Source organism: Intestinimonas timonensis, from assembly GCF_900626145.1.
In the GTDB taxonomy this organism is placed as follows: Bacteria; Bacillota; Clostridia; order Oscillospirales; family Oscillospiraceae; genus Intestinimonas; species Intestinimonas aquisgranensis.
On the sequence record NZ_LR130816.1, the window covers coordinates 810,153 to 822,279 of the forward strand.

Consider the following 12,127-nt stretch of genomic DNA (forward strand, 5'->3'; position numbering starts at 1 on the left):
CTACACAAGAAAGGAGCCTTCATGGACGGCAAGCAATTTCATTGGCGGGTCCACGGCGTTGTGGGCGTGCTTCTCATCTTCATTCTCCTCTTCGCCTGGGTCCTCTACGACCTCCAGTATGTCCACGGCGCCGACTACCTGGCCCAGTCCCGGCGGAAGATCGCCAAGACCGAGACCGTGGAGGCTGCCCGGGGCGAGATCCTGGACCGCTACGGCCGGGTGCTGGTGACCAACCGGGAGAGCTACAACGTGAGCCTGGACACCTCCTTCATGAAAGACGTGAACACCACCCTCACCAAGCTCCTGGACATCTGCCGGACCGAGGGGGTCACCTGGGCCGACACCCTGCCCATCTCGTCGGAGGCCCCCTTTGTCTTTACCTTCGATACCGCCTCCTCCGGCGCCATCAGCAACCTCTACGCCCTGGCCGAGAGCCTGAAGTGGACGGACACCCTCCCCGACCGGGAGGAGGCCGACAGCATCCGCGCCGCCGCCCAGGAGGGCCAGGGGGTCAGCTACCCCAGCGCCGACGCCTTCCTGGACAAGCTGCGGACATACTATGAGATCGATCCCCTCCTGCCCGACAGCGAGCTTCGGGCCCTGGTGGGGGTGCGGTATGAGCTCTCCCTCCGCTCCCGGGAGATCACCTACACCTCCTATGTCTTCGCCCAGGACGTGGACATGCCCTTCATCGTCACGGTAAAGGAGGCCGATCTGCCCGGCGTCAACATCGACACCACCACCGTCCGGGAGTACAAGACCCCCTACGCCGCCCACCTGCTGGGCCGGGTGGGGCCGATCTACTCCGATGAGTGGAGCGTCTATCAGGAGCTGGGCTATGACTACAACGCCATCGTGGGCAAGGAGGGCGTAGAGCTGGCCTTCGAGTCCTATCTCCACGGCACCCCCGGCAAACGGAACATTGAAACCAACGACCAGGGCAAGGTGGTCAGCGGGGACGACAACTGGGTGGTGGACCAGGCCACCGGCGAGGTGCTGGCCCCCGACCCCGGCGACAATGCGATCCTTACCCTGGACATCAAGCTCCAGGAGGCGGTGGAGCGGGCCCTGGCCAGCGGCATTGAGGGCCTGAAGTCGGAGGACACCGAGGGCGGTGCCGCCGTGGTCATCGACGTCCGGGACGGCGGGGTGCTGGCCATGGCCTCCTACCCCACCTTCGACCTCACCACCTACACCCAGAACTACAACGCCCTCCTGACTGACCCCCTCAACCCCCTCCTGAACCGGGCCACCCGGCAGGTCTATCCCCCCGGCTCCACCTTTAAGATGGTCACCGCCATCGGCGCCCTGGAGGAGGGCATCATTGAGCCGGACACCGAGATCCTGGACACCGGCCGCTACCTCTATTACGACGACTACCAGCCCCAGTGCTGGATCTACCGCGACAGCGGGGGCTGGCGCACCCACGAAGAGGAGAACGTCTCCGACGCCATCATGGATTCCTGCAACGTCTTCTTCTTCGACGCCGGCCGTCGGCTGGGCATCAGTCTGCTGGAGCAGTACGCCGCCGCCTTCGGCCTGGGGGAGTCCACCGGTATCGAGCTCTCCGAGGCCACCGGCTGGATGGACGGCCCCGAATACACCGAGAGCCACGGCCAGACCTGGTACGAGGGCAACACCCTCCCCGCCGCCATCGGCCAGGGCAACAGCCGCTTCACCCCCCTCCAGCTGGCCAACTACGTGGCCACCCTGGCCAACGGCGGCACCCACTATTCCGCCCACCTCCTCAAGGAGGTCAAGTCCAACGACTACTCCCAGGTGGTAGAGCGGTACGAGCCCCAGGTCCTCAATCAGCTGGACATTGAGCCGGAAAACCTCGCCGCCGTCACCGAGGGCATGCTCCGGGTGACCACCGAGGGCTCCGCCAAAACCTACTTCGCCGACCTGGGGGTACAGGTGGCCGCCAAGACCGGCTCCGCCCAGGTGAGCAGCGAGACTGAGTCCAACGCCCTCTTCGTCTGCTTCGCCCCCTATGAGGACCCCGAGATCGCCCTGGCCATCGTGGTAGAAAAGGGCGGCTCCGGCTCCACTCTGGCCAACATCGCCGCCGAGATTTTGGAGTACTACTTCTCCGCCGGCAGCGGCATGGAGACCGTGACCCCGGAAAATACCCTCCTGCGATAATCTTTCATGAGGTGACACACATGGATCTTCCCATCCGCCCCCTGGGCGACTACTGGCAGCTCCTCCAGAAGGAGGGGCTTCTCACCGGCGGACAGGCCCTCTCGCCCGCCCTCCTCTCCACCCCCGTGGAGCTGGTCTCCTGCGACTCCCAGAACGTCCGGCCCGGTACCCTCTTCATCGTCAAGGGAGCCCACTTCAAAGGACAGTACCTCTCCGACGCCCTCCAGAAGGGTGCCTTCGTCTACCTCTCCGACCACGTCTGGCCCGAGGCCGGGGACGCCCCCTGCCTCCAGGTGACCGACGTGCGCCGGGCCATGGCCCTCCTGGCCGACTTCTACTACGACCATCCCAGCTCCAAGCTCCACGTGGTGGGCATTACCGGTACAAAGGGTAAAAGCTCCACCACATATTACCTCAAGTATATCTTTGACGAGTACCTGGCCGCCCGGAAGAAGCCGGAGAGCGGCGTCATCTCCTCCATTGACACCTACGACGGCGTGGAGCGGTTCGAGTCCCACCTCACCACCCCGGAGCCGCTGGACCTCCAGCGCCACTTCGCCAATGCCGCCGGGAGCGGAGTGGAATACCTCACCATGGAGGTCTCCTCCCAGGCCCTGAAGTACGACCGCATGGACTGTGTGGCCCTCTCCGCCGCCGTCTTTCTCAACATCGGCTACGACCACATTTCCCCCATCGAGCACCCCGACTTTGAGGACTACTTCGTCTCCAAGCTGAAGATCTTCCGCCACGCCCCCCTGGCCGTGGTCAACCTGGACACCGAGCGGGTGGAGGACGTGCTGAACGCCGCCGGGGAGGCCGGCGGGCGGCTCATCACCTTCTCCGAGCACGACCCCGCCGCCACGGTCTACGCCACCGACGTACGCAAGCAGGGCCGGGACATCCTCTTCCGGGTGCGGACCCCCCGGTTCAGCCGGGAGTTCCGGCTCACCATGCCCGGCCTCTTCAACGTCCAGAACGCCCTGGCCGCCATCGCCGTGTGCGAGGGCCTGGGCATCCCCGAGCAGCACATCTACGTGGGCCTCATGAAGGCCCGGGTGCCCGGCCGCATGGAGGTCTACCAGAACGCCGACGGCCACATCACCGCCATCGTGGACTACGCCCACAACCGCCTGAGCTTTGAAAAGCTCTTCCTCTCCGTGAAGGAGGAGTACCCGGGCCAGCGGGTGGTCATCGTCTTCGGCTGCCCGGGCAAGAAGGCCCTGGACCGGCGGAAGGACCTCTCGGAGATCTCCGCCAAATACGCCGACAAGATCATCATCACCGAGGAGGACCCCGGCGAGGAGGACGTGCTGGACATCTCCCGGGAAATGGCGGGGCACATCGAGGGCAAGTGCGACTACTCCATCGAGCCCGACCGGGGCGAGGCCATCCGCATGGCGGTGATGGAGGCCCAGACCCCCACCGTCATCCTCATCACCGGCAAGGGAGCCGAGACCCGCCAGAAGCGGGGCACCGCCTATATCGACTGCATCTCCGACGTGGACTACACCAAGCAGTGGCTCCACGAGTACGACGTAGCCCACCACCTGGACGGCATGGAGAAGGTGCTGGGCCTGCTGGACACCCTGCCCCGCTTGGCCCGGAGCGCCGGAAAGACGGTGGTCCTCAAGTACGGCGGCTCCGCCCTGGGGGAGAACGGGGCGGTGGACTCCATCCTCCGGGACGTGGCCGCCCTCCAGATGGCCGGAGTCCGGGTGGTGCTGGTCCACGGCGGCGGCAAGACCATCTCCGGCTGGCTGGAGCGCCTGGGGGAGACCCCCCGGTTCCGGGACGGCTACCGGGTCACCGACGACACCGCCATGGCCGTGGCCGAGATGGTCCTCTCCGCCCAGATGAACAAGCAGGTGGTCATGGCCCTCCGGGGCCTGGGCGTGAAGGCCGCCGGCGTCTCCGGCAAGGACGGCGCCATCCTCACCGCCCGGCAGAAGGACCCCGAGCTGGGCCACGTGGGCGACATCACCGCCGCCGACGGCGAGCTCATCCGCCTTCTCCTCTCCGGAGGCTATGTTCCCGTCATCTCCCCGGTTTGCGCGGGAGAAAATGGGGAAAGCTATAATTGCAACGCCGACGACGCCGCCTGCGCCGTGGCCGAGGCCCTGAAGGCGGACAAGCTGGTCTTCCTCACCGACGTGGACGGCATCCTCATGGACAGCCGCAACGCCAAGACCGCCATCCCCTCCCTCACCGCCTCCGAGGCCCGTGAGCTGCTGGACAGCGGCCTCATCCAGGGCGGTATGGTGCCCAAGCTGAGAAGCTGCATCCGCGCCCTGGAGAACGGGGTGACGGAGGTAGTGGTCCTGGACGGGCGCATCGACCACGTCATGCTCCTGGACGCCGTCTCCGGCCAGACCATGGGCACCACCATCCGCCGGGATGGCTGAGTTGGCTCAAATCCACTCGGGAGAGGTCAGCATGGAAGAAGAACACTACGACATCGAAACCCTGCCCAACGGGGCCCGCATCGTCACGGAGGCCGTGCCCGCCGTCCGGTCGGTCTCCCTGGGGCTGTGGGTGGCCACCGGCTCCCGCCACGAGAAGGCGGGGGAGAGCGGCGCCGCCCACTTCATCGAGCACATGGTCTTTAAGGGCACGCAGCGCCGCTCCGCCCGGGAGCTGGCCCAGGAGATGGACGCCATCGGCGGCCAGGTCAACGCCTACACCACCAAGGAGTGCACCTGCTTTTACGCCCGGTGCCTGGACGAGCACCTGCCCCGGGCCCTGGACCTCCTCTGCGACATGGTCTTTGACTCCAAATTCGACCAGGCCGACGTGGACACCGAGCGGGGGGTCATCCTGGAGGAGATCGGCATGTACCAGGATAACCCGGAGGACCTGTGCTCCGAGCGGCTCATGGCCGCCGTCTACAAGGGGAGCCCCCTGGCCCGGCCCATCCTGGGCCGGAAGGCCACATTGGACAAGATGACGGGGGAGTGGCTGAAGCACTACCAGCGCACCCACTACCGCCCCGGGTCCATCGTGTGCGCCATGGCGGGGAGCTTCACCCCCCTCATGGTGGACGCTCTGAAGGCCCGGCTCCTGCCTCTGGAGGCGGGGGAGACACCCACCGCCGTCCCCGCCGTCTACACCCCCGCCATCACCCTGAAGAAGAAGGCCACCGAGCAGAACCACCTGACCCTGGCCTTCCCCGGCCTGCCCTACGGGGACGAGGACCGGTTCGTCCTCCAGCTTTTGTCCACCATGCTGGGCTCCGGCATGTCCTCCCGGCTGTGGCAGGAGGTGCGGGAGAAGCGGGGCCTCTGCTACTCCATCTACACCTACGGCGCCGGCCACGCCGAGACGGGCGTGTTTGCCATCTACACCGCTCTCAGCAAGGACACCGAGCGGGAGGCCCTGGAGACCATCCTCCGGGTGGTGGCCGACTTCGCCGAGCACGGTCCCGCCCCCGAGGAGCTGGAACGGGCCCGGGAGCTCTCCAAGGCCAACGTCCTCATGGGTCTGGAGTCCACCCAGTCCCGGATGAGCGCCCTGGGCCGGGGACTTCTCCTCCAGGACCGCACCCTCACCACCCGGGAGGTCATCGACGCCTACAACGCCGTCACCGCCGAGGACGTTCGGGCGCTGGCCCAGCGCCTTTTCCATCTCTCCCAGGCTTCCCTCTCCGTGGTGGGACGTCCCGCCGCCGAGGAGGAATACCGCACTTTGTTGGGACAGTGACATCCACAAGTATGTGAAAAAGCCCGCCTTACGGCGGGCTTTTTTCTGTCCTTCGGAGAACCTCAAAAAACGCCATCGTGCCCCGGACGCGCGGCAGAGCGTCCGGGGCACGGTGGCTGTTGGTATGGAGGGGAACGATCCCAGAAAAAAGGGGGGAACTCAGTGTTTGGGCGGCATGACGGTGGCCATGCCCTTGACGACCACATCGCCGTTCTGGTTGGTGCAGATGGTCTCCAGCTTGACGATGTTCTTCTCGGCCACGATCTCACTGACGGTGGCAGTGGCAGTGACGGTGTCGCCGATGTGGACGGGCTTGGTGAACTTGAGCTCCTGGCCCAGATAGATGGTACCGGGGCCGGGGAGCCGCATGCCCAGCACGGCCGAGATGAGGCCGGCAGAGAGGATACCGTGGGCGATTCGGCCGCCGAAGGGGGTCTGGCTGGCCGACACCTCGTCGGTATGGGCGGGGTTGAGGTCACCGGTGATGCCGGCAAAGAGATAGACGTCGGACTCGCCGATGGTCTTCACGGTGCTGGCGGAATCACCGATCTTCATTTCCTGAATGGTCATGGTGTATGCTCCTTCCTATTTGACCTGCGCCGAAGCCGTGGATGGGGCTGGGCACAGCAAGCCGCGGAATTTACATCCCGATGAAGCCCCAGATCAGGGCCAGCAGCAGGGAACCCACCAGGGGGATGATGCAGGTGGTGATGCAGATGTCCATGTAGGACTCCTTGTGGGTGCAGTTGGACACCGCCAGCAGGGTGAGGACGGCGCCGTTGTGGGGCAGGGTGTCCAGACCGCCGGAGGAGATGGAGGCGATGCGGTGGAGGGCCTCCAGGATGGCGGTGTTGCCGGCGGCCAGCTCAGCGTACTTGGGGCCGAGGGCGGACAGGGCGATGGACATGCCGCCGGAGGCGGAGCCGGTGGCGCCGGCCAGCAGGTTGACGGCCACGGCCTCGGAGAAGAGGATGGAGCCGGGCATGTTCAGGGCCAGATTGGTGAGGACGGCGAAGCCGGGAACAGCCTTGACCACAGAGCCGAAGCCCACGGCGCAGGCGGTATTCATGATGGCGCCCATGGAGCCGTTGGCACCGTCATTGATGGCGGGCAGCAGCACCTTGGCCTGGTTCAGGTTGAGCAGGCAGGCCACCAGGATGCCGCAGACCAGAGCGATAACGATGGCGTAGTTGGAGGCCAGCTCCACACCAGTGGCGTTCAGCAGCAGCTTGGGGAAGAGGTTGAGCATCAGGACCACAACGATGAGGGGGATGAGGCCGGTGACCCAGTGCCAGGAGGGCAGGTTGCGGTCACTGAAGTCGGTCTCCTTGTGCTTGGGATCGGGCACAAAGTGGAGGCCCTTCTTGCGGCACTGAGCCGCACGCCACTCCAGATAGAGATAGGCGGGGACAAACATCACGATGCAGGCCACCACGGACAGCGCGGGAGCGGCCATAGCGGTGGTGCCGTAGTACTGGGTGGGGATCATGTTCTGGATCTGGGGGGTGCCGGGGATGGCGGTCATGGTGATGCCGAAAGCGCCGGTGGCGATGGCGCCGGGCAGCAGGGTGCGGGGCAGATCAGCGGCGCGGTAGACAGCATAGCCCATGGGGTAGATCACGAAGACCACCACAAAGAGGGAAATGCCGCCATAGGTCATCAGCAGACAGGGGATAACCACGGCCAGGACGGCGAAGCGGGAACCGATCAGCTTCACCAGGGCGTTGGCCAGGCTGCGGGCGGAACCGGTGAGGTCCATGATCTTACCGTAGACGGCGCCCAGGAAGAAGGCGGGGAACCACTGGAACACATAGTCGGCCATGCCCTTCATGTAGTCACCGATGTAGGCGCCCAGGATGCTGTAGCCACCCAGGACGGCCACCACCACGGCGCACACCGGGGCGACCCAGATGATGGAATAGCCCTTATAGGCCAGGAACATCAGGAGCACCAGGCCCAATACGATGCCCAACAAACTCATAAATATACCTCCTCAACACATTTTCTCTCCCGGAGGAGCGGGGATCTCTCTCTTATCATCTCTCACTTGGAAAGGCCCATGGGTCCTTCCTGGAAAATACGGCTGTCCATGGTCTTCACGTCCCTGACGATGGGGGCGAAGTCCATCAGCTCCAGCACGTCCTTCTGCAGATCGACGCCGGGGGCGATCTCCTTGAGCTCCACACCCTCGGGGGTGAGCTCGAAGACCGCGCGCTCGGTGATGTAGAGCACCGGCTGGCCCTTCTCCACGGCGTACTCGCCGGAGAAGGTGACCTGCTCCACCTGCTTGAGGAACTTTTTGTCACGGCCCTCCTGCAGGATCTGCAGCTTACCGTCGGCCACACCGATCTTCAGACCGCCGGCGGTAAAGGTGCCGCAGTAGACCACCTTTTTGGCGTTCTGGGTGATGTTGATGAAGCCGCCGCAGCCGGCGATCTTGGGCCCAAACTTGGAGACGTTGATGTTACCCTTCTCATCGGCCTGCGCCAGGCCCAGGAAGGCCACATCCAGACCGCCGCCGTCATAGAAGTCAAACTGATAGGGCTGGTCCAGGATACAGTCAGGGTTGATGGTGACACCGAAGTCCTTGCCGCCGGCGGGGATGCCGCCGATGGTGCCGGCCTCGGTGGTGAGCACCATGCCCTCCAGGCCCTCCTCGGCCGCCACCGCCGCCACGCCCTCGGGCATGCCGATGCCCAGGTTGGTCACGGCGTTGGGCACCAGCTCCATGGCCGCCCGGCGGGCCACGATCTTCCGCTGGTCCAGCTTCAGTGGCCTCACCGAGCTCATGGGCACACGGATCTCGCCGCAGTAGGAGGGGTTGTAGCCGGTGCCGAAGGTCTGCATGTGGTTCTCCGGCGCGGCCACCACGATGGCGTCCACATAGATGCCGGGGAGCCGTACCAGCCGGGTGTCCAGCGCGCCGTACTCCACCACGTCCTCCACCTGAACAATGACCTTGCCGCCGGAGTTCTTGGCGGCCTGAGCGATGGCCAGGGTCTCGGCGCTGACGCCCTCACGCTGGAAGGTGCAGTTGCCGTTGGTGTCGGCGTAGGTGGCCCGGATCACGGCCACGTCGATGGGCAGGGCCTTATACAGCAGACGGGTCTCGCCGCCGATATCGATGCGCTCCACCAGAGGTCCGGCCTCCCGGGCCTTGTCGTTGAGCATACCGCCCTCCAGCTCCGGGTCCACAAAGGTCTTCATGCCCACGTGGGTGATAAGGCCCGGCTTACCGGCGGCAATGTCGCGGAAGAGCTGGGAGATCACGCCCTGGGGATAGTTGTAGGCCGCAAGTTTGTTCTCCAGTGCCAGCTTCTGCAGCCGGGGAACCAGGCCCCAGTGCCCGCCGATGACCCGGCTGAGCAGGCCCTCCTCGCCCAGGTGGTTGAGGCCACGCTGGTCGGAGTCGCCCTGGCCGGCGGCATAGATGGCGGTGAGTCCCTTGGGAGAACCGGTGCTCAGATAGAGCTCCTGGATGGTCTTATTGACCTCTTCCGGCACCATAGCGCCCACAAAGCCGCCGAAGGCGACGGTGGCTCCGTCATGGATGTAGGCCTGGACGGCCTCCTGTGCTGACATGACCTTGGGCATGGAACACCACTTCCTTTCCTGACTTGCGATTGTGTTTTTTGTCCCGCGCCGTTCGGGGGCAGACGAAAACAGTTTTGGGAAAAATGGCTGTTGGACGCCTGCAAGCCACTCGGCGTAGCCAAAGTATAGTCGCAGAAAGCCGAAGGTGTAAAATGCCGTTTCCGGCGGCAAGCATGCAAAAAAATAATACTTTACACCTTTCCAAAGAAAATATTTCCGCTTTTTTGTGGAAGTTCTCCAGAACTATACCCTCAGGTTATCGGTCCATGCATTCAAGGAATGGATTTGTGGATTTCCCTCAAAAAACGTGAAAATTATTTAGATAAATTTTATTGGAAAAACGGGCCGTTTTCCGGTATTATAATGGGCACAGTTATGAAATTATGGGGAGGCAATGTTACTGTTCCGGCATTTTTGAGAGAATATGGAGGGATAGGTATGGAGATCCAACAGCTGAAGTATTTTGTAGAGGTGGTTCGTCAGCAGAGCTTTACCAAGGCGGCAGCTCAGCTCTTCGTCACCCAGCCTATGCTCACCCGCTCCATCAAGCATCTGGAGGAGGAGCTCAACGTCCGGCTCATTGAGCGCACCAGCAAGAGCTTCTACCTTACCGACGCCGGACGCATCCTCTATGACCGTGCCCTGGACTTTCTGCTCCAGTACGACGATCTCTTCCAGACCATGGACGACGTGCGCTCCGTGCGGGTGGGGGAGGTCCACCTGAGCATCCCCGGCGTGCTGCTGGACGTCTATTTTCCACCGCTGCTCACCCGGTTCCACCGCCACTTCCCCGGCATTGACATCTCCGTGGTGGAGGAGGGCTCCAAGCTCACCGCCGCCTCCGTGGGCTCCGGTCGGGCCGACCTGGGCCTGGTCATGCTGCCGGTGGATGAGCCCTACCGCTTTGAGAGCAAGACCCTCATCAGCAACGTCTGCTCCCTGGTGGTGAGCCGCCACCACCCCTTTGCCCAGATGAGCAGCGTACACATCAAGGACCTGAAGGATGAGACCATCCTCACCTACAGCGAGACGGCCACCCTTCACGACAGCTTCATCCGCATGTGCGGCGAGTGCGGCTTTGCCCCACGCATCGCCTACAAGAGCCTGATGACCCGGTTCTGCCTGAAGATGGTGGGCATGCAGCAGTGCATCGCCGTGCTGCCCCTGCCCATCCTCCAGCCCGACCTGTGCGAGGAGCTGGTCACCGTCCCCCTGGTGCCGGTGATTCCCTGGGAGATCGCCATCATCCGCCGCCGGGAGGGCTACCGCTCCTTTGCCGCCAACCAGCTCTTCAGCCACATCTGCGACCATTTCGCCTCCCTGGACCACCAGAGCATGGACGCCAGCCTCTGGGGCGCCGCCACCTCCGTATAAGCGCTGACAGACAAAAAAAGATCCCGTGGACTGTGAACAGATCCAGTAAAAACGGACAGTGACAAAAGCCCCCCTGATGTAGGAAAATAGACTACATCAGGGGGTTTTGTCATGAAGAAACGAAATTACACACACGTTCAAATGCTTTTACCAGAGATCAAGGCCATGTTGGCAGAGGGGAAAACACAGCGGGAAGTCGCAGAATACTATGGCTTCCGGAATAAGCAGGTGGTAAAAAGACTACTTGAGCGTGAGCGCCGTAAAGAACGAAAACTGGAAGCCGGAATCCGCCCACGACCGAAAGGACGGCCGAGAAAAGATGCTGCGCCAGGAGACGTTGTGGCAGAGCAGGCCTGTGAGATCCAACGGCTTCGCATGGAAAATAAACTACTGCGGGATTTTCTGCGCTTCACAGAAAGGAAGTGAGAGCAAAGGTAAAGTATCATATCATCTATCGTCACAGGACAGAGTATCCAGTGGCAGTCATGTGCAAATTCTTTGGAGTGTCCAGAAGCGGCTACTATGCTTTTGTCCATCGCCTAGGCAAGCCAGAAAAGGATGCGGCTCTTGCGGGGCTCATCGCACAGCAGCGGGAACGCAGCTTCCGCACCTACGGCTACCGGCGGATGTGGCTGTGGCTGAAAAGCCGGAATATCTTCTGCAATCCCAAAACTGTGCTGCGAATCATGAAGAAATATGATCTGCTCTCGGAGATCCGCCGCCGCAGGAAATGGCAGCAGATGGGGCGGCAGGCACACAAATACAGGAATCTGCTGAACAGGGAGTTCCATGCGGACAAACCTAACAGCAAATGGGTAACAGACATCTCCTACATCCACACCAGGCAGGGTGTGCTGTACCTTTCCATAATCCGGGACCTCTATGACAACAGCATCATCGCCTACAAGACTGGAACCCAGCAGACAGTGAATTTGGTTCTGGATACCGTTCATCTGGCAATGAAACAGGAGAAAAAGAGGGTCGCTGCGGAGTTGCAGCTCCACAGCGACCAAGGATTTCAGTACACCTCTGCAGCATACTTCAATCTGACTCAAGCATACGGAATCACACCATCCATGTCAAGGAAAGGAAACCCGTACGACAACGCCATGGCGGAAAATTTCTTCTCTATCCTCAAAACAGAATGTATTTACCGCCACAAACCGGCGACCTTTTCCGAAGCCAATGAGATGATTGACCGCTATATTTACTTCTATAACCATGAGCGCATCCAGTTAAAAACTGGAGAGGCGCCGCTGGCGCGACGCCTCTCCGCTTAAAACTTAATCTTTCCTACTAAGGGCTCTTTTTTGTACTG

Annotated in this window: 9 protein-coding genes; 6 read left to right on the forward strand and 3 right to left on the reverse strand. The window is 62.6% G+C overall.

Translation table 11 applies throughout. From position 1 onward, the window contains the following. Nucleotides 1-21: 21 nt before the first annotated feature. The 3 genes from E0E29_RS04095 to E0E29_RS04105 are packed head-to-tail and all read left to right on the forward strand — an operon-like array spanning nt 22 to nt 5,841. Nucleotides 22-2,145, forward strand: a complete 2,124-nt coding sequence (locus E0E29_RS04095; RefSeq protein WP_130848751.1) for a penicillin-binding transpeptidase domain-containing protein — start codon at nt 22-24, stop codon at nt 2,143-2,145. A 20-nt stretch (nt 2,146-2,165) separates the two neighbouring features. After that, the gene (argB, locus tag E0E29_RS04100; protein ID WP_130848752.1) at nt 2,166-4,547 is read left to right on the forward strand and encodes an acetylglutamate kinase; all 2,382 of its coding nucleotides are present in this window, start codon (nt 2,166-2,168) and stop codon (nt 4,545-4,547) included. 31 nt (nt 4,548-4,578) lie between these two features. Continuing rightward, a complete protein-coding gene (locus tag E0E29_RS04105; protein ID WP_130848753.1) occupies nt 4,579-5,841 on the forward strand; it encodes a M16 family metallopeptidase in 1,263 nt (420 codons plus the stop codon). Between the two features lie 159 nt (nt 5,842-6,000). On the opposite strand, the gene E0E29_RS04110 is transcribed toward E0E29_RS04105, so the two are convergent. The 3 genes from E0E29_RS04110 to E0E29_RS04120 form a co-directional block, all read right to left on the reverse strand. Further along, entirely contained in the window at nt 6,001-6,411 is a 411-nt protein-coding gene (locus tag E0E29_RS04110; protein WP_130848754.1) for a MaoC family dehydratase, read from the reverse strand. Nucleotides 6,412-6,481: 70 nt separating this feature from the next. Beyond that, nucleotides 6,482-7,822: a GntP family permease gene (locus E0E29_RS04115; protein WP_242622365.1), complete on the reverse strand. Its 1,341-nt coding sequence runs from the start codon at nt 7,820-7,822 to the stop codon at nt 6,482-6,484. 62 nt (nt 7,823-7,884) lie between these two features. Beyond that, entirely contained in the window at nt 7,885-9,435 is a 1,551-nt protein-coding gene (locus E0E29_RS04120; RefSeq protein WP_130848756.1) for an acyl CoA:acetate/3-ketoacid CoA transferase, read from the reverse strand. A gap of 438 nt (nt 9,436-9,873) precedes the next feature. Here E0E29_RS04120 and E0E29_RS04125 point away from each other — a divergent pair, with 438 nt between their 5' ends. From E0E29_RS04125 to E0E29_RS04135, 3 genes are all read left to right on the forward strand, one after another. After that, nucleotides 9,874-10,809 carry a LysR family transcriptional regulator gene (locus E0E29_RS04125; protein ID WP_130848757.1) on the forward strand — a complete coding sequence of 312 codons (936 nt, stop codon included), beginning with the start codon at nt 9,874-9,876 and terminating at the stop codon, nt 10,807-10,809. Between the two features lie 111 nt (nt 10,810-10,920). Next, a complete protein-coding gene (locus tag E0E29_RS04130) occupies nt 10,921-11,235 on the forward strand; it encodes an imidazolonepropionase (RefSeq protein ID WP_130848458.1) in 315 nt (104 codons plus the stop codon). Nucleotides 11,236-11,285: 50 nt separating this feature from the next. Next, nucleotides 11,286-12,089, forward strand: a complete 804-nt coding sequence (locus E0E29_RS04135) for an IS3 family transposase (protein ID WP_242622339.1) — start codon at nt 11,286-11,288, stop codon at nt 12,087-12,089. Nucleotides 12,090-12,127: the final 38 nt, after the last annotated feature.